This is a genomic window from Chamaesiphon sp. VAR_48_metabat_403 (assembly GCF_031422475.1).
In the GTDB taxonomy this organism is placed as follows: domain Bacteria; phylum Cyanobacteriota; class Cyanobacteriia; order Cyanobacteriales; family Chamaesiphonaceae; genus Chamaesiphon.
This window is the reverse complement of sequence record NZ_JANPLS010000011.1, coordinates 1-17,757: the sequence shown is the minus strand read 5'-3', so window position 1 is coordinate 17,757 and position 17,757 is coordinate 1. Positions and strand designations below refer to the sequence as shown.

Here is a 17,757-nt window from a genome sequence, read left to right as displayed (position 1 = left end):
CGAAATCTATACTTAGTATAGTACGCAGGTTTTCGGACAGGTCTAATAGATCGATCTGCCGATCGCTACTGGCGAGTAATTGGGCAAGAATTTGCCGATCGCACAATTGACAGATCGGTCAAACCGATCGAACGATGTGGTGCTGGCTTGAGATTAATCTAGCTAATTCTAATTAAAATCTAATGCGGAGCATTATTCACTTCACATTAGATCTTTGTTTTGTCATAGCTAAGATCTTTCGCTAATTCACCCCTGAGAGTCGGCTTAAACCGAACTTATTTTAGTCAGATGGTAATAGCTCTAAAATATCCGCGACTTGAGGTAATTCGGCATCCTTAACTGATAAAATTGGTGTGTCGATCGGCCATTGAATCCCCAATTGCGGATCGTTCCAAATCAAACCCCCTTCATCGCCAGGAACGTAAAAATCGGTACACTTATACAAGAATTCGGCACTATCGCTCAGTACGCAAAAACCGTGAGCAAAGTTTTCGGGAATATACATCTGCTTATGATTTTCGGCAGATAAAATTTCACCGTGCCATTTACCAAAAGTAGGCGAATTTTTACGGATATCGATCGCGACATCAAATACCGTTCCTTGGGTAACTCGGACTAATTTACCCTGCGGATAACGGAGTTGAAAATGTAAACCTCGCAGGACATTTTTGGTAGAATAAGATTGATTGTCCTGGACGAAAGGTTTGGGAATACCTAACTCGGCATACTTTTTTTGTTGGTAAGTTTCGAGAAAGTAACCGCGACTATCGGTAAAAACTGGCGGTGCGATCACGATTACTTCTGGAATCGAACTTCTCAGGATTTCCATTAGGTAATTACGCTCCTTCTGCGGCTAATTTAAGTAAGTATTGACCGTAAGCATTTTTCGCCATTGTCTGACCGATCTCGACTAATTTGCTAGCATCGATGTAGCCCATTCTAAAAGCTACTTCTTCAATACAGGCAATTTTCAATCCTTGGCGTTGTTCGATCGTTTCGACAAAAACGGAGGCTTGCAGCAGACTGTGGTGGGTACCAGTATCTAACCAGGCGGTACCGCGACTGAGTTTATCTACTTTGAGTTGTCCCATGTCTAGATATTTCTGATTGACACAGGTAATTTCTAGTTCGCCGCGTGCGGAAGGCGCGATATTATTGGCGATATCGACTACTTGATTATCGTAAAAATACAGACCAGTTACGGCATAATTAGATTTAGGCTGAAGCGGTTTTTCAGCGATCGAAACTGCCGCACCTTCTCGATCGAATTCTACTACTCCATAACGTTCCGGATCGCTGACATAATACCCGAACACCATCGCCCCGGTTGTCAACTTGGCTGCGTGCTGGAGACTGATACTCAAGCTATCGCCATAGAAAATGTTATCTCCCAAAACTAAGGCGACTGAATCGTTACCGATAAACTCTTTACCGATAATAAACGCTTGCGCCAAACCTTCTGGCTTAGGCTGCGGTGCGTAACTAATCGACAAGCCGATTTGCGAACCATCGCCTAATAACTCCTCAAATAAGGGGAGATCGTGCGGAGTCGAAATAATCAAAATTTCCTGAATGCCTGCCAGCATCAGCGTAGACAAGGGATAATAAATCATCGGCTTGTCGTAGATGGGCATCAGTTGTTTGGAAATTACCCGCGTTAACGGATATAACCGCGTACCAGAACCGCCAGCTAAAATAATTCCTTTCATGCCGCGACTCCTAAACGTTGTTGCTGATAGTTATCGGCGGTGACAGTCTGACACCATGCCTGATTGTCAATGTACCATTGGACGGTACGGCGCAAACCAGAATCGATATTTTCTTGTGGCTCCCAACCGAGTTGAGTATGGAGTTTAGTAAAATCGATCGCATACCGTCGATCGTGTCCGGGTCGATCGGTGACAAACTGAATTAACTTATTGTGGGGACAATTGGGCGATGTGGGTAGCAGTTCGTCTAAAATCGCACAAAGCTGATTTACCAACCATAAATTATTGCGTTCGGCATTACCGCCCACATTATAAGTCTCTCCGGGTACGCCTTTATCTAATACTAAAGAAATTGCCCGACAGTGATCTTCTACATACAGCCAGTCTCGCACGTTCTGACCGTCACCATAAATCGGTAAGGGTTTACCTGCTAAAGCATTGAGAATTGTCAGCGGTAACAGTTTTTCGGGGAACTGATACGGGCCATAATTATTCGAGCAATTGGTAATTAAAGTGGGTAGCCCGTAAGTATGGAAGTACGATCGGACTAAATGATCTGAGCTAGCCTTAGATGCCGAATAAGGGCTGTTAGGCGTGTAAGGAGTAAGTTCGGTAAAAGCTGGCTCATCGGGCGTGAGGGAGCCAAATACTTCGTCTGTGGAGATATGTAAGAACCTAAAGTCAGCACGAGCATCGTCGCCGAGCTGTCGCCAATATTGACGAGCGCATTCTAATAGATTAAAGGTACCATTAATATTAGTCTCGATAAAGCTAGCAGGGCCGTCGATCGATCGATCCACATGCGTCTCAGCGGCAAAATTGACGATCGACTGCGGTTGGTACTTTGCGAGTAAACTATCGATAAGTTGTCGATCGCCGATATCACCCTGGACGAATATATGTCGATCGTTACCTGCAAACTGCTCGATCGTGGCTAAATTCCCAGCATAGGTCAATTTATCTAAATTAACGATCGTCAGATCGCTAGTATTTGCCATGAGTGAGACAAAGTTTGAACCGATAAATCCCGCCCCACCCGTCACTAAAATATAGTTTTTGCTCATTCTTCCTAAATCGATGGATAATCTACGTCAAATATAACAGTAGATCTGCCCCACCTCAGCACCTGTCATTAAAAGTCGCGGTTTGAAGTGTCGTGCGACAGCCTTTGTGCCGAATACCAATCGTGTCTTGTCGATTTGGGATCGCTCGTTTCCAGATAATTATCGATCGACAAGAGATATTTGAATTTACGATCGGGCTAGAATAATGAAAAATATCCAATTACAAAGACAGAGTATCGAGTATGCGCTATTCCATTCGGTTATTGGTTACGCTGGTAAGCCTACTCTCCTTAGCTGCGCCTAGCTGGGCACAATCGGCACCAGATCCTGCAAGTTCGCCATACTTTACTACATTTGGTGGCGGGATAGCATTTCTCCCTGAAACCAATCCGCCTTCACCAATTTATACATTGTCTCTCGATCTCAAAAAAAATATTCCGGCTGGTGCGGTTGCAGTTGCCGAGTTTGAGAACCCAGTAGACAAGAGTAGACCTTTATCTGCTACTTATGTATTTAAGCCCAATGAGCAGCGGATTAGATTTATTTCCCCGAAGCTCAGTTGCGTGAACAACGAACGAAATTACCAGATCCTGGTTACTCTGTACAGTAATGCCAAGCGGACTCGCACTCTGGGTACTCACGCACAGGCAATTAACTTCACGATGACACCAGCCCAACTGGAGGAGTACAATATACCACTATGCAAAAAGTAAGCTGCTCGGCATTTAAATCGAGTTATGGCTTTATTAGCCACTAACGTATTGGGCAAGTCTCGAATCGTTGGAGGGAGGTTGGTGGAGATTTAATCTTCCAACCAGATCGAATCGCCACACCGGACGATCCCTGGCTGCAAAACAGAGGCGCGAATGCCTGCGATCGAGTTATTATGTTGTGCGGTAGTTCGCAAGATATTTAAGTCCGTCGGTAAATCGGACTGGGCAACCGTCGTCACTACGCAGCGCGGGCAAGCGGTATCGATACTCAGACACACTTTATCACCGATAGTCATCTGGCTACCCACCCAATCATTTTCCACAAAGGTATTTTCAGCCCCTATTGGCTCGATGAGAATATTGGGACGAAACCGCGCTGGCTCGAATTGCCCTTCAGGATACAGGTGCTGTAATCGCGCCAAGGTTGCAGTTGTCACTGCATGAATCGGACAGGAATCAAAAAAAGTGCCCGCAGGCATAAATAATTGCGTAACTGTATCGCGGTTTGCCGCTCCTTCTAGATCTGGCCAATATTGGTCTAAACTTGGTGTTTCTGGCACCGCAGTTAATAACTCGACATCTCGCCCCAGTAGTTGGGATAGAATATTATCGATCTGAGTGTCATCGCTGATAGCATCATTACCATCCGGTAGCGCAAATCTCACAGGCGGCATCGCTGCTGAAGTTTGGGGCGATTGTGTAAATGTCGCTTGAAAGTCTAGTAATTTCGTCCATTTTTTAGGATTTTTAGCACTAGCGATCCGCTGAGTTTGGCGATCCCACAAGGCATAGGCGCGATCTCCAAGCAACCCTGTGGGTGTTACTTCTACTGCATCTAATCGTTCGCCCAGCATGGATTTGACTGGATATCGCCAGAGGAAGGTAACTTTGCCGACTAAAGTTCGAGTCATGGTTTGCTCCGGTTAGTAATTAACGTCAGTTTCTCTTGGTAGAGAGGCTACGCCAACGGGTTTAAGGTATTTGCTCCGCTCCAGCACCGCCACCGATTAAAATCGGGGCTTGTATTACAAAGTCCGCCTGCGCGGACTAAGATATATAGTCCGCGCAGGCGGACTTTGCATCATGAGCCGAGACTTCCAGTCTCCAGGCATTTATGAACCCGAACTTAGGTTAATTACCTCATCCTAAACAGCCAGATACTTATGAAATAGATCGTCAGTCAGCTCGGCTGTTGCGCCATCTACCACCACGACACCTTTCTCCATAATGAAGAACTTGTGAGCGATTTGACGCACAAAATCAACCTTATGCTCGACGACGATCAGGGTAATCCCTTTCTCTCGATTGATCCGCTTTAAAGTCTCCTCAATTTCTTGCACGATCGATGGCTGAATGCCCTCTGTTGGTTCGTCTAGCAGCATAATCTTCGGATCGCTCACTAATCCCCGCGCAATGGCTAATTGCTGCTGCTGTCCGCCACTCAATAGACCGCCTTGTCGATTGAGGTGCTGCTTGAGCATCGGAAAAAACTCAAAAATCTCATGAGGAATCTTGCTCGATTTCTTCTTGCCAGCCGACAGTCCCAGCTTGAGATTATCCAACACCGACAGATAAGGAATAATTTCTCTACCCTGAGGAATATACGCAATCCCCGCACGGGCACGCTTGAAGATCGGCAGCCGCGTAATATTTTGAATGTCAAAGATAATATTGCCCGACATCACCTTATTTAAGCCAATGATGCTGCGTAAAAGTGTAGTTTTCCCCACACCATTGCGTCCGAGAATACAAGCGATCTCACCTTGATTAACAGCCAAATTGGCACCAAACAAAACGGGTGTTTGTCCGTAAGAAACAGTCACATCATTTACTTCAAGCAGCATCGATTTGTTCGCGTCCTAAATATACTTCAATTACTTTGGGATTTGATTGAACTTCACTCACCGAGCCTTCGGTCAACTTTTCGCCCTGATGGAGGACGACAAGTCGTTGAGCGATTTGCTTGACAAACTCCATGTCGTGCTCGATGACTACCACAGAGTGGCTAGTGGCAATTGTCTTAATGATTTCGCCAGTAGCATAAGTTTCATCGGCGGTCATCCCCGCAGTTGGTTCGTCCAGCAATACCACGGCTGGATCTTGAGCGAGTACCATCCCGATCTCGACCCACTGTTTTTGTCCGTGGGATAAGGATGAAACCTTAGCATAGCCTTGTTCTAATAAACCAATCCGATCGAGTACGCTGATAATTTTATCTTTCTTGGCAGTAGTGAGTTTTGCTTTGATGGATGAAAACACGCCATGAGTGCCTTTGAGAGCCAATAAAATATTATCAAATACCGACAGCTCATTATAGACATTAGGGTTTTGAAATTTGCGACCGATGCCCATTCGGGCAATCTCGTGAGAGCTTTTATTAGTAATATCCCGACCTTGATAATATACGTGTCCTGAAGCTACCGGAGATTTTCCCACGATCGCATCGAGTAACGTACTCTTACCAGCCCCATTGGGGCCAATAATGGTCACAATTTCATTATTGCCAACCTCTAAATTAACGCCTTTAAGTGCTTTGAAACCAGAGAAAACTACCTTGAGATCTTTGACTGATAAAACAGACGTTTGCGAATTCATATTACGTTTAGGTTTAAGTTTTATCTAATTTATTAGAACCACTCGCAAGTAGCTTCTTTGGTAACAGACTCATTAGTCCATCCGGCAAAAATAGCACTACTACCATCAGAATTATGCCGACAATCAACTGCCAATCTTGGGTAATACGATCGACTGAATTTTGAAGCTGACCTAATAAAATCGCGGCGATGACTGGCCCAAACAGCGTACCGCGTCCGCCTACAGCGACCCAGATCACGATCTGAGTCCCAAAAGCCACCCCTAGATATACTGGTGAAATAAAATTATTGAGCGGTACGAATAAACCACCGCAGATACCAGCAATTGCCGCAGAAAGTGTCCAGATAAAGATCTTAAAATTAGCAACATCATAGCCCAAATAGGAAATCCGTTGCTCGTTCTCTTTAATCGATCGCAGAATCAATCCAAAGTTAGATTTTGTCAGCCACCAACTACCCGCGATCGTTAAAGTTGCAAAAGCTAGAATGATATAATAAATGCCAATTGGCGGCACGGTCATACCAAATAAAATCAGCTTCGAGACATCGGTAATCCCGTTGGTGCCGCCCGTATAGGCTTGTTGACTGACAAAGAAAGTAGTCAATGCTGACGCGATCGCCAGCGTAATTACAGTAATATAAACACCACTAACTTTAGACCGAAAAATAAACGATCCGATCGCATAAGCAAAACCAGCCGGAATCGCTACTATCGCGATGACAGCGACTGGAAAAGACTGTAAAGGTGCAATAAACCAAGGCAACTCTTTTAATCCATTCCACACCATGAAATCGGGAATACTGCCACCATAATTATTGGCAGTAGCAGATAAGTTTAGCTTGAGATAATATGCCATAGCATATCCTCCCAAAGTAAAAAATACTCCATGAGCAAAGCTCAAAATCCCGGTGAAACCCCACACGAGATCGAGTGAGACACCCAGTACACCATATAACAGCAATTTTGCCATCAAGTTGGTCTGAAAGGTACCAGCTACAAATGGGAAAATTATAAATATCAGTAAAGCTACTAAATTAATAATCTGCCATTTCTTGGGAATAAAGCTCGACTGTTGAACTTGACCGATTACTTGCGCCATTTTGAACCCTCCGTTAGATTAGCTCTAGTTGACAAAATATCTGGATGGAGATTTTAGCCGCGCTTTTGAACTGTAAATAAACCTTCGGGGCGATAGCGAATTAGGACGATGACCGCAGCTAAGACGATGACTCTCGCGGTAGGATCGTTGAGTAGATATGCGATCGCGGCATTTGATTCACCAATCAAAATTGCACCTGCCAGCACGCCGACTAATTTATCTACACCACCTGCCACCACGGTCATCCAGGCATCTACCAAGTAATCTTGTCCCATCCCTGGGGCAACACTCTTGAGCGAAGCTATGACCGTTCCGGCTACTCCAGCTAGCCCGCAACCATAAGCAAATGTGAGCATATCTACCAGACTGGTATTTACACCCAAACACCTTGCCATTTCGCGATTTTGAGTCACTGCGCGGACTTCTCGACCCAATGTCGTACCATATAGTAAGTACGCTGTAATTCCCAACAGCAGCAGTGCCATAAAGATAATAAACAAGCGGTAATAGGATATTTCAATCGCTTGTTCGCCGATAGTAAATGGTGTCCAGTTGCCGCGAATGTACGAAGGTGCTCTGACGTATTTAAGTTGGGCAGTAAAGATCAGTTTGACGACACCTTGGAGGACGATACTTAGTCCCCAAGTAGCAAGTAAAGTTTCGATCGCACGTCCGTACAATCGCCTTACGATCGTAACCTCCACCAATGCGCCGACTAGGGCTGTAAACAAAAAGGAAAATGGAATTGTCATCAACAAGTCCATTTTGAAATTGCTTTGCAATACGAAGGTCGTATACGCACCCAGCATGATAAATTCACCATGCGCGAGGTTGATAATCCGCATCACCCCAAACGTGATCGACAGTCCCAAACCCGTCAACAGGAGAATTCCAACAATTCCCACCCCATTTAAAAGCTGGTTGGTAATTGCCACTGGATCGATCGCTTTTGCTGGCGAACTGGCTTGAGCCAGGTACACTAACGAAGATATGGCACTAAATGGCAAAACGTTCATATTTTCCCGACCTGAATCGTGGTGTGTTTTGTAAATGCTAAATTAATATCTAATCTCCGATTTCGGAAGAGATCGGAGATTAGTAATTGTTAGCAGTTTATGGTTTGTCTAGAAAAGCAACTGGAATAGGTTTCTTCGTTTCGACGATCGAATTGCCACGTTCGTCTGGTGTCTTGTGAACGCAGATCCGCCCCTTATACAGTGCCTGACTCCACGGAATTGGTTTGACAGCAGCTTTTGTCGAAAAGACGATTTCCGCTTGCCCATCAGCCGTCCACTTGCCAATGCGAGAATATAAGTAGGTGTGATAGTTATCGGGGTCAGATTTTACAGTTCCTTGAGGAGCTTTAAATTCCTGCCCTCTGGTTGCTTCGCGCAGATTGGCAGTGGTAAATTCCTTCTTTTCTTTGGCACATTTTTCCATCGCCTGTGCCATAAAAAAGGTTTGGATGTAAGCGGCTTCCATCACTCCATTAGTCACACGCTCGTTACCAAATTTTGCCCGGAATTGTTCGACAAATGCTTTATTTTCAGGTGTGTCAACTGTTTGAAAGTAGTTAAAACTGCTAAAGTGTCCTTCAGCAAATTCTGGCCCCATTGCCTGAATTTCTTCTTCTGTAGTAGGAAATGCCATGATCGGAATGTCTTTAGACGTAATTCCAGCATCTTTAAGCTGCTTATAAAAAGCGGGAATACTATCGCCGACTAGATTACTTAAAATAAAGTTAGGCTTGGCTTGCTTGATTTTATTGATAATCGTAATAAATTCTGTCGTGCCGAGCGCAGCATATTCATCCCCGACAACAGTACCGCCACCATTAACTAATTCGGCTTTAGCAATCCGATTGCTCTCTTTGGGATAGATATAGTCAGAGCCAATAAAGAAGCCTTTTTTGCCAAAGTTTTTAATACAGTAAGGAATCGAATCGGTGATTTGTTGATTCGGTGCCGCCCCAGTATAGAAAACATTCGAGCTACATTCATTCCCTTCATAATAGACAGGGTAGTACAGTAATCTATCCTTCTCTTCAAACACTGGTAATACCGATTTGCGACTGGCTGAAGTGTAACAGCCCAGTACACAGACAACCTTGTCTTCATCGATCAATCGCTTGGACATTTGGTTGTACAAATCCCAGTTGGAATCTGGGTTAACAACTACCTTTTCCAGCATCTGTCCATCAATGCCCTTCTTGCCAGCCCAAGGCCCCGTCCCTTCGTTGATTTGATCGATCGCGAGAAATGTTGCATCTTGTAATGATTTCTCAACGATCGCGATCGATCCTGTAGTTGAATACATTACTCCAACCTTAATTCCTTTCTTCCCATCTGCTGTTGGAGCTGCGCCAGTTGGAGCGGTTGCTGGATCTTTTGCCGCATCGCCACCACTCTTTGTACAAGCAACGACAATACTGCTAGCCGCAGCCAGAGAACTATACTGGATAAACCGACGACGGGTAATCGCGCTCAATAAACCCTTAGGATGAGGCAACTTCTTCATTAACCGAAACTCTCCTTAATCTACTACAAGAAACACACCTAAAAAATTGACTGATTTGCAGTCTTTATCTAATTCTTTGGGTGAAATGTTAATGCAAATATCTTGTGAACTGTGTATTTTAGAATACAAAATATCAAAGATTTTCAAGGATTTAGAGTAATGGCTGAGTCGCTACAAACCGAATGATACTGGTGGTATGTGTACGGTGATTTGTGGGCGATCGCTAATTTAAAACTACTTGGCTAAAATAAGTTATTCATTAAAACTCTGACTCGCCGTTAAAATTAATCCGAGTCTGAAATTTTAGATCGATCGAACTAAATATGCCGATGTAGACTATCAAAATTAGTCAGCATCGGCATATTTGGTAATTATCGAGATTTTTAGTAAAATCTAATTCTTAATATTGTTAACTCAAATTGAAGCTACTTTGCTAGTTCGCTATTAAATTCATTAAAGCTCCGACGTTTGAGTTCTACTGAGTCTTTCCGTGGTAGCAGATCGAAGACATTTCGCATGGCATCATCTACTTTTTCAAATGAAATTAGACCTGCTTCATTGAGCTGAACTTTGCCATTTTTATCAATAACCACAGTTTGCGGAACGGTACCACCATAATAGGATCCCGCTTCAGTTTCTGGATACTTTTTGTCTAGGGCTAGACTATCGACAGTTACGGGAATGAAGCTGGCTGCTTTGCCATAGTAGCCTTGCAATTGAGAAATTGTGGTTGAATATTTTTTACAGTCGGTACTATCATCAACATAGAATACAATTAAAGCTGGTTTCTTAGCTTTTAAAGAATCTGCCAACGAAATTTTTGCAGGAACTAGCGAACCGTTACCAGCATACAATACAAACACATTTCCATCGTATTTATCATCTTCGATTCCAGCAAAAGCTGGCGCAGATAGCAAACAAGTAAAAGCTAAGATCGATATGACGATCGCTAGTTGCTTTAGCCAGTTATTAGTTAAGCTTTTTACCAATCGAGGTAAGATCGATCGGCCAGATCGATCGGGTAATATTTGGGACATATAAATTAGCTAAATATAGTTTCTAAAAGTTTGGATATCGATCGGAATCGGTAGAATAAAATCGAAGGGTTGAAAGCGATGGCTTTCAACCCTTCGACAAGCTCAGGGCAAGCTTTCAACTACCTTCACTGCTTCGAGCATCCATGAGAAATAGAAACGAGTTTTCGTTGTTGCTTTCCGGTTAATGGTAAAACCTTGTGCTTCCAAAATCTTGACAATATCCGCCTCTTTATGAAGATAAGAGCGCGTAGCCTTACTCGCACCAGGGAAAAAACTCCCAATCTTTTTGAGCAAGCTAAAACATGGAGTTTTGGGTGCAAAACTAATAATCAGCCGCGATTGCGCCATCGATGCCAAGTGCGAAATCATTTCAGCAGCTTTGGCTTGGGGATAATGAATCAGCACATCCAAACAAATCACAGTATGGTAACTACCAGTCAGGCTTTCGAGATCGCTAACGCTGAAATTAGGGTTATCATTATTCCCAAACAGTTTAGCAGCGATTTCCTTACCTTCGCCCACCATTTTTTCAGAAATATCGCTAGCATTGACAATGGCTTTGCGCTCCGCCAGGGGAATGCTCAACACGCCCGTGCCACAGCCCGCATCACAGATAGATAATCCGGCGAGGTTACGATCTGCATCCAACCACTCTAACAGCGTGTCTACAGTCTGCTGGTGCCCAGTGCGGATATCGAGCTGTACTTTGTTAACCTCGCCATCGCCATAAATCCGCTGCCATCGCTCGAACCCGGTATTGTTAAAATATTCTTTAACTACTGCCTTATCATCTACTAAGTCCATTGAAATTTAGGTATAAAATTTTATTGCTATCGGTAGACCACTATAGCAGGCGATCGGGGGCGAAGGGTAGGTAGATAGCGCGGTGACAGCAATTTGCGATGATGAAAATTTAGACCGGATCTGATGCTGGTTTTTAAAAATAAAACTGCTATAATCCGCATTCTGTCGTCAACGATCGCCAAAATTGAAGCGATAAAATCGCGTCAGAGTTTTAAAATGAGAATTGCTGGCGTGGTAACAGAGAATCAATCGGCAATACAATTTATCGTTAGCGTCTACTTCTATTGCTTTATGCAGCATCACTACTCCACACTGCTAGATATTCCTAGCTCTCTACCACTACCGAAAGTTATTTGCTTAGATGCCTTTGGTACCCTATTTGGCGTGCGCGGCAGTGTCGGACAGATTTATAGTGAAATAGCTAGTAAATATGGTGTCGATTGCACGCCAGATGCACTCAATAAATTTTTCTATACTGCCTTTCAAAACTCGGCTCCTTGTATTTTCCCCGGCGTACCCACTGCGGAAATTCTTCAGTATGAGTACCAGTGGTGGCGCGAAATCAATCGTCAGACATTTACTGCTGTCGGAGCTATCGAGCAATTTGCCGACTTCGATCTGTTTTTTCAACACTTGTATCGCTATTTCACCACTCCAGCAGCATGGGAAATTTATGCTGATACGATACCAGCTCTGATAAACTGGCAGCGATCGGGAGTAGAATTGGCAGTAGTATCCAATTTTGACTCGCGACTGCATAACGTCCTCGAAGTGTTAGGATTGGCTGGCTACTTTTCGACAGTGACAATTTCTACCGAAGTTAGTGCGGCTAAACCCCAACCTGAAATTTTCACCGCAGCTCTGGCAAAATATCAATGTCCGCCTCAATCTGCATGGCACATCGGCGATAGCCTGGAAGATGACTATTTGGGTGCGGGTAATGCTGGCTTGACAGCAATTTGGTTGAATCGGGGCTAGGTGGGAGACGGGGAGACGGGGAGGCAGGGAGACGGGGAGATATTTCTTTTACCCTAAAACCTAAAACCTAAAGCCTAAAGCCTAAAGCCTAAAACCTAAAACCTAAAGCCTAAAGCCTAAAACCTATCCCCTACCACCTCGTTGCGTTTTGCTCTAATCTAGAGGGTAATCAGATCCTTTACTGTCATTTACGGAGTTTATCTAAAGTGAGTAGCGTTACAGTCATCAATGATGCCCAATTTGAAAGTGAAGTTTTACAAGCAGATCTGCCTGTCTTAGTGTACCTGTGGGCGGCATGGTGCGGGCCTTGTCGGTTAGTTTCACCATCGATCGACTGGATTGCGAATAATTATGCCGATCGGGTTAAAGTAGTCAAAATGGAAATAGATCCCAATCCCGAAACTGTCAAAGCTTACAAGGTAGAAGGTGTTCCTGCCATTCGATTATTTAAAGGCGACGAACTCGTTCATGCTTTAGAAGGTGCGATTACTAAAGATAAACTCACTACCATTCTAGATAGTAATCTTTAGCATCGATCGTTAGATGAGATTCTATTCATAAAAATAAGTATGGCATGAATATCGATCTCCGACTATTGACACTAAGCACAAATGGTAATTGCCTGAAATTTAAATGGTGGGCACCGCCCACCCTAACTTCCTAAAGCCTAAAATAATGCAGTTTTCTCAACGGCTCCAGCCATTAAAAAGCAATGTATTCGCCGATATGGATCGCGCAAAGGGACGTGCGCTGATATTGGGACAGGAGCTAATCGATCTATCATTAGGCTCGTCAGATTTGCCGACACCTCCACATGTTATTAAGGCAATTCAGTCAGCCTTAATCGATCCGAGTACTCACGGTTATTTGCTATTTAATGGTACGCGATTATTTCGCGAAGCCGTTGCCAATTGGTATACCAACAAATATGGGGTAAATATCGATCCAGAAACCGAAGTATTGCCGCTCATCGGTTCTCAAGAAGGTACGGCGCATTTACCACTGGCAATCTTAGAACCGGGCGATATCGCACTACTGATGGATCCTGGATACCCTTCTCACGCTGGCGGCGTATATTTAGCTGGCGGTGAAATTTATCCGATGCCCCTACGAGCAGAACATGGATTCTTACCCGTACTGGCTGATATTCCGGCTGCAACCCTCGCAAAATCGCGAATGATGGTATTGAGCTATCCACACAATCCTACTACCGCCATCGCCCCCCTAGCTTTCTTTGAGGAAGCTGTTGCTTTTTGTCAGCAACACGATCTGGTATTAGTACATGATTTCCCCTATGGAGATCTGGTATTCAGCGACATTAGGGTACCATCGATCTTACAAGCCGATCGAGAGAAAAGTGTGTCGATCGAGTTTTTTACGATGTCTAAGTCCTATAATATGGGCGGCTTTAGAATCGGTTATGCGATCGGCAATCGAGACTTAATTCAAGCATTGCGTCAAGTTAAGGCGGTGGTCGATTTCAATCAGTATTTAGGGATTTTACACGGTGCTGTTGCCGCACTCAGTAGCGAGCAAAGTTGTGTCAGTCATACTGTCGATACTTTCAAACAGCGGCGCGATACCTTTGTCACCGCTCTTGCAAATATCGGTTGGAAAGTGCCCACACCCGCAGCAACGATGTATATTTGGGCAAAACTGCCCCCACAATGGGCGCACGACTCGATTGCATTTTGTACGGAATTAGTCGCTCAGACAGGTGTAGCCGCCGCACCGGGAGTAGGCTTTGGTAAATCTGGCGAAGGTTACGTGAGATTTGCGTTAGTCCACGAGCCTGCTAAACTACAGCTTGCAGTCGATCGGATGGCAAAATTCTTGTAGCGACTAGCTTACATTACCAAACTTTTTGACCTAATTATCGGTACAATCGCTACAGCAGCTCTCGATCGCATTTTAATTTTAGTACCATTTCGATGTCGCGATGTTGCGATCGCTCATCAATTCTCTACACCCCTATTTCTCTAGCCTATGTTGCCTACCAAAACACCTACAGAGGCGAGTGGCTTTAAGGCTCTACTCAAAAATCGCTCGTTTTTATTGTTGTGGCTGGGGCAAATTTTTTCACAGGTTGCAGATAAAGTACTACTAGTAATGTCGATCGCATTGCTTACTACTTACAATATTCCCGCTAAATACGCAGCATCTTCTGGTTCTTATTTAATGGTATCTTCGACAATTCCAGCCATTCTATTTGGTGTGGCGGCGGGGATATTTGTCGATCGCTATCCAAAAAAGCAAGTAATGGTAGTCTCGAATGTACTGCGGGGATTGCTAATTCTAGCATTACCAGTTTTGCCTAAGGAATTTGCAATCTTATTATTAATTAACTTTACAATTTCGGTAGTCATGCAAGTATTTACACCAGCCGAATTATCGGCGATTCCGCTGGTTGTCAAACAAGAAAATTTACTCACCGCCAATGCGTTATTTACAACCACCTCGATTACTTCCTTAATCTTTGGCTTTGGGATTGGCGAACCAATTCTGAGTGCGGTAACTAATATTAGTAAAAATGGTTCGCGCGAGATTTTGGTAGCCGCTTTATATTTTATAGCTGCTGGACTCGTACAATCGCTCGTCATGGAAGAAGAGATTGATACTAGCAAGCAAGCTAGGAGAGCGAATCCCTGGCATGAATTAAAAGTCGGATCTCAATACTTGGCTAGTAATAAATTATTATTGAGCGCGATGCTGCAATTAGCAGTATTATTTTCGACAATCGCGGCATTGCTCGGACTATCGATCGCACTTACATCCGAAGTTAAGTTAAAGCCAGAACAATTTGGAACTTTAGTAGCTCCGCTAGGAATCGGCTTAGTATTGGGTGCGGGAATACTCGGACATTTGGGTAGTCGCATTCAACAGAAAGCTCTGCCATTAATCGGATTTATGAGTATGGGTCTGACCCTGATTGTATTTGCATTCGTGCATGACTTATTATTAGGGATAGTTTGTGCTGGTATGTTAGGATTGGGTGCTTCATTAATTGCCGTGCCTATGCAAACGCTCATTCAAGAAAAAACACCAGAATCAATGCGGGGAAAAGTTTTTGGGTTTCAGAATAATGCTGTCAATATTGCCATTGCCGTACCACTAATTATTGTGGCACCCTTGGCCGATAGATTTGGTCTACCGCCAGTATTATGGGGCATGAGTGGTATTGTCACTGTTGCTGGCATCCTCGCGTGGAATAGCACTCGCCATGTTTTAGATGATGCGCTGTAGACAAATCTTTGACTACCTTTACCCTTTACCCCATTCCCCCTTCCCTAGCCTATGTTGCCTCCCAAAACACCTACAGAGGCGAGTGGATTTAAGGCTCTACTCAAAAGTCCTCAGTTTTTATTTTTATGGACTGGGCAAGTTGTCTCGCAGATTGCCGATAAAATATCGACTGTTATGTCGATTGCTTTGTTAACGACATATAACGTTCCCATCAAGTATGCAGCTTCTTCTAGTTCGTACTTATTTGTAGCAACGACGATTCCGGCGATTTTATTTGGGGCGGCGGCTGGCATATTTGTCGATCGCTATCCTAAAAAAAAGATTATGGTAATTGCGGATATCATCCGAGGCTGCCTAATTTTATTATTACCAATTTTACCTAAAGAATTTGCAGTTTTATTATTAATTAACTTCTTAACTTCAACCGTAACCCAAGCATTTGCACCAGCAGAACAGTCGGCAATTCCGCTAGTCGTCAAACCAGAAAATCTGTTAACTGCTAACGCCCTATTTGCGACGACATCTACAGGTTCTGTAATTGTCGGCTTTGGCATTGCACCTACAATTTTAGGTGCTGTTACTCAGCTCGGTCAAAATGGTTCGCGGGAAATTTTGGTGGCCTCACTCTATTTTATCGCAGCCGGATTGGGACAATTGGTGAAAGTTCACGAACCGATCGATCCGCATCATCAGTCACAGCGTGTTAACCCTTGGCGCGAGTTGAAGGTGGGGTTTTACTATATCTGTGATAACAAGTTATTGCTCAGTGCGATGCTGCAATTAGCCGTCTTTTCTGCGACAATCGCGGCATTACCTGTACTTGCTGTTAAACTAACCGCCGAAGTAGGGTTAAAAACCGAAGAATTTGGTTTTTTAGTAGCACCAGCCGGAATTGGACTCGTACTTGGTGCTGGCATTATCGGGCATTTTGGCAATCGCATTCAGCAACAATCGTTACCATTAATTGGCTTTGTCGGTATGAGTGCCGTCCTTGCCACATTTACCTTCGTGCAAAGCTTATGGCTGGGTTTAGTATGTGCGGGAATTTTAGGATTGGGAGCATCTTTAGTTGCCGTACCAGTGCAGACACTAATTCAAGAACGCACGCCTGAATTGATGCGCGGTAAGGTGTTTGGATTCCAAAATAATGCTGTGAATATTGCGGTAGCCGTGCCACTAGTCCTCGCTGGCTCTTTGACCGAGCGATTTGGGCTGCAACCAGTATTATGGGGGATGAGTTTTATTGTGACTATTGCTGGGATTTTGGCATGGAATAGTACTCGCCATGTTTTGGAAGATGGCGTTTGATAGCTGCTGTTAGCGATGTCCTCTGTGCCGCCGCCTAATGTTCTCAAAATTCTGGCTCTGAGATAAATTTCACCCATTGGATCTAACGCAGAGGTTACTCTATCTTGATATGGTGAGTGCCGGGTGGGTGGGACTTCAATAAAGAGGTTATCTGGATTCTTATTGTTCATCGTCTGGTACCAAAAGATCGCTCGGCTGAACCGATTGCAGCTTGTCATATATCCTTGCATAGTTTTGAATTATTTTTGCCGTTCTCGATCGACAGACAGCAAAATGGCTGAGGCGATGTGATTTAAGTCCAGTTATATTAGTGATATGAAGTCAAGCGATTCGATTCAAATAAATCAATTGACTTCTTGATTATTTTTTTTGGTAATGCTGTTTCTCATTTGCACTCATTACGAAGGGAAATCGGGGTTTAAATTTTAATGGAGAACGTTAGTAAAATAACGCTCTCCATTTTTTTGTTTAAGAGGATGTCTGAACAGTCTAGTTGATTAAGCGTAAACCCTAGAAATCCCCCTGTCTTGTCGGTTTTTTATATCTCCTGTCTTGTCTCGCATAATCCGGGAGGAAACCTCCCGGCTGCGAGCCGCTGTCGGAGAGGCTACGCCAACGGGGGGAACCCTAGACATAAAACCGCCGCTGTCTTGTCTTGACGCACACAAACGGGAGGTTCCCTCCCGTTCG

General features: G+C 44.0%; 17 protein-coding genes. 6 read left to right on the top strand and 11 right to left on the bottom strand.

The window, feature by feature from the left end; all coding sequences use genetic code 11:
* Positions 1–280: 280 nt before the first annotated feature.
* From rfbC to rfbB, 3 genes are read right to left on the bottom strand one after another with little or no spacing between them, the layout of a single operon-like run.
* The gene (gene rfbC / locus RMO79_RS00535) at positions 281–829 is read right to left on the bottom strand and encodes a dTDP-4-dehydrorhamnose 3,5-epimerase (protein ID WP_310481087.1); all 549 of its coding nucleotides are present in this window, start codon (positions 827–829) and stop codon (positions 281–283) included.
* A 7-nt stretch (positions 830–836) separates the two neighbouring features.
* A complete protein-coding gene (rfbA, locus tag RMO79_RS00530; RefSeq protein ID WP_310481086.1) occupies positions 837–1,709 on the bottom strand; it encodes a glucose-1-phosphate thymidylyltransferase RfbA in 873 nt (290 codons plus the stop codon).
* Complete coding sequence (rfbB, locus tag RMO79_RS00525) at positions 1,706–2,773, bottom strand: dTDP-glucose 4,6-dehydratase (RefSeq protein WP_310481085.1); 1,068 nt, start codon at positions 2,771–2,773, stop codon at positions 1,706–1,708. Before rfbB ends, rfbA begins: the two co-directional genes overlap by 4 nt.
* A 242-nt stretch (positions 2,774–3,015) precedes the next feature.
* Between rfbB and RMO79_RS00520 the strand changes: the two genes are divergently transcribed.
* Entirely contained in the window at positions 3,016–3,486 is a 471-nt protein-coding gene (locus RMO79_RS00520) for a hypothetical protein (protein ID WP_310481084.1), read from the top strand.
* An 89-nt stretch (positions 3,487–3,575) separates the two neighbouring features.
* Here RMO79_RS00520 and RMO79_RS00515 read toward each other — a convergent pair whose 3' ends face one another.
* The 8 genes from RMO79_RS00515 to bchM all read right to left on the bottom strand — a co-directional run bounded on the left by RMO79_RS00515 (position 3,576) and on the right by bchM (position 11,538).
* Complete coding sequence (locus RMO79_RS00515; protein ID WP_310481083.1) at positions 3,576–4,397, bottom strand: MOSC domain-containing protein; 822 nt, start codon at positions 4,395–4,397, stop codon at positions 3,576–3,578.
* Between the two features lie 234 nt (positions 4,398–4,631).
* On the bottom strand, positions 4,632–5,330 hold the full coding sequence (urtE, locus tag RMO79_RS00510; RefSeq protein WP_310481082.1) for an urea ABC transporter ATP-binding subunit UrtE: 699 nt from the start codon (positions 5,328–5,330) through the stop codon (positions 4,632–4,634).
* Positions 5,320–6,081: an urea ABC transporter ATP-binding protein UrtD gene (gene urtD / locus RMO79_RS00505; RefSeq protein ID WP_310481081.1), complete on the bottom strand. Its 762-nt coding sequence runs from the start codon at positions 6,079–6,081 to the stop codon at positions 5,320–5,322. The genes urtE and urtD overlap by 11 nt, the downstream gene beginning before the upstream one ends.
* Positions 6,082–6,094: 13 nt before the next feature.
* Positions 6,095–7,180 carry an urea ABC transporter permease subunit UrtC gene (gene urtC, locus RMO79_RS00500; RefSeq protein WP_310481080.1) on the bottom strand — a complete coding sequence of 362 codons (1,086 nt, stop codon included), beginning with the start codon at positions 7,178–7,180 and terminating at the stop codon, positions 6,095–6,097.
* A gap of 53 nt (positions 7,181–7,233) precedes the next feature.
* Positions 7,234–8,196 (bottom strand): urea ABC transporter permease subunit UrtB, encoded by a 963-nt coding sequence (gene urtB / locus RMO79_RS00495; protein WP_310481079.1) that lies wholly within the window; start codon positions 8,194–8,196, stop codon positions 7,234–7,236.
* 97 nt (positions 8,197–8,293) lie between these two features.
* Complete coding sequence (locus tag RMO79_RS00490; protein WP_310481078.1) at positions 8,294–9,697, bottom strand: ABC transporter substrate-binding protein; 1,404 nt, start codon at positions 9,695–9,697, stop codon at positions 8,294–8,296.
* Positions 9,698–10,122: 425 nt separating this feature from the next.
* The gene (locus RMO79_RS00485; RefSeq protein ID WP_310481077.1) at positions 10,123–10,734 is read right to left on the bottom strand and encodes a thylakoid membrane photosystem I accumulation factor; all 612 of its coding nucleotides are present in this window, start codon (positions 10,732–10,734) and stop codon (positions 10,123–10,125) included.
* Positions 10,735–10,836: 102 nt separating this feature from the next.
* Entirely contained in the window at positions 10,837–11,538 is a 702-nt protein-coding gene (gene bchM / locus RMO79_RS00480; RefSeq protein ID WP_396136484.1) for a magnesium protoporphyrin IX methyltransferase, read from the bottom strand.
* A gap of 123 nt (positions 11,539–11,661) precedes the next feature.
* Between bchM and RMO79_RS00475 the strand changes: the two genes are divergently transcribed.
* The 5 genes from RMO79_RS00475 (at position 11,662) to RMO79_RS00455 (ending at position 17,067) form a co-directional block, all read left to right on the top strand.
* Positions 11,662–12,516 carry an HAD-IA family hydrolase gene (locus RMO79_RS00475; RefSeq protein ID WP_310481076.1) on the top strand — a complete coding sequence of 285 codons (855 nt, stop codon included), beginning with the start codon at positions 11,662–11,664 and terminating at the stop codon, positions 12,514–12,516.
* 206 nt (positions 12,517–12,722) lie between these two features.
* Entirely contained in the window at positions 12,723–13,046 is a 324-nt protein-coding gene (locus RMO79_RS00470; protein ID WP_396136483.1) for a thioredoxin family protein, read from the top strand.
* Between the two features lie 145 nt (positions 13,047–13,191).
* On the top strand, positions 13,192–14,355 hold the full coding sequence (locus RMO79_RS00465) for an LL-diaminopimelate aminotransferase (protein ID WP_310481075.1): 1,164 nt from the start codon (positions 13,192–13,194) through the stop codon (positions 14,353–14,355).
* 147 nt (positions 14,356–14,502) lie between these two features.
* Positions 14,503–15,759: an MFS transporter gene (locus tag RMO79_RS00460; RefSeq protein WP_310481074.1), complete on the top strand. Its 1,257-nt coding sequence runs from the start codon at positions 14,503–14,505 to the stop codon at positions 15,757–15,759.
* 51 nt (positions 15,760–15,810) lie between these two features.
* Positions 15,811–17,067 carry an MFS transporter gene (locus RMO79_RS00455; RefSeq protein ID WP_310481073.1) on the top strand — a complete coding sequence of 419 codons (1,257 nt, stop codon included), beginning with the start codon at positions 15,811–15,813 and terminating at the stop codon, positions 17,065–17,067.
* Positions 17,068–17,757: the final 690 nt, after the last annotated feature.

Bases quoted from the DNA above. Each gene is read 5' to 3' on its own strand.
- rfbC (WP_310481087.1), bottom strand. From the start codon at position 829: ATGGAAATCCTGAGAAGTTCGATTCCAGAAGTAATCGTGATCGCACCG.
- rfbA (WP_310481086.1), bottom strand. From the start codon at position 1,709: ATGAAAGGAATTATTTTAGCTGGCGGTTCTGGTACGCGGTTATATCCG.
- rfbB (WP_310481085.1), bottom strand. From the start codon at position 2,773: ATGAGCAAAAACTATATTTTAGTGACGGGTGGGGCGGGATTTATCGGT.
- RMO79_RS00520 (WP_310481084.1), top strand. From the start codon at position 3,016: ATGCGCTATTCCATTCGGTTATTGGTTACGCTGGTAAGCCTACTCTCC.
- RMO79_RS00515 (WP_310481083.1), bottom strand. From the start codon at position 4,397: ATGACTCGAACTTTAGTCGGCAAAGTTACCTTCCTCTGGCGATATCCA.
- urtE (WP_310481082.1), bottom strand. From the start codon at position 5,330: ATGCTGCTTGAAGTAAATGATGTGACTGTTTCTTACGGACAAACACCC.
- urtD (WP_310481081.1), bottom strand. From the start codon at position 6,081: ATGAATTCGCAAACGTCTGTTTTATCAGTCAAAGATCTCAAGGTAGTT.
- urtC (WP_310481080.1), bottom strand. From the start codon at position 7,180: ATGGCGCAAGTAATCGGTCAAGTTCAACAGTCGAGCTTTATTCCCAAG.
- urtB (WP_310481079.1), bottom strand. From the start codon at position 8,196: ATGAACGTTTTGCCATTTAGTGCCATATCTTCGTTAGTGTACCTGGCT.
- RMO79_RS00490 (WP_310481078.1), bottom strand. From the start codon at position 9,697: ATGAAGAAGTTGCCTCATCCTAAGGGTTTATTGAGCGCGATTACCCGT.
- RMO79_RS00485 (WP_310481077.1), bottom strand. From the start codon at position 10,734: ATGTCCCAAATATTACCCGATCGATCTGGCCGATCGATCTTACCTCGA.
- bchM (WP_396136484.1), bottom strand. From the start codon at position 11,538: ATGGACTTAGTAGATGATAAGGCAGTAGTTAAAGAATATTTTAACAAT.
- RMO79_RS00475 (WP_310481076.1), top strand. From the start codon at position 11,662: ATGCTGGTTTTTAAAAATAAAACTGCTATAATCCGCATTCTGTCGTCA.
- RMO79_RS00465 (WP_310481075.1), top strand. From the start codon at position 13,192: ATGCAGTTTTCTCAACGGCTCCAGCCATTAAAAAGCAATGTATTCGCC.
- RMO79_RS00460 (WP_310481074.1), top strand. From the start codon at position 14,503: ATGTTGCCTACCAAAACACCTACAGAGGCGAGTGGCTTTAAGGCTCTA.
- RMO79_RS00455 (WP_310481073.1), top strand. From the start codon at position 15,811: ATGTTGCCTCCCAAAACACCTACAGAGGCGAGTGGATTTAAGGCTCTA.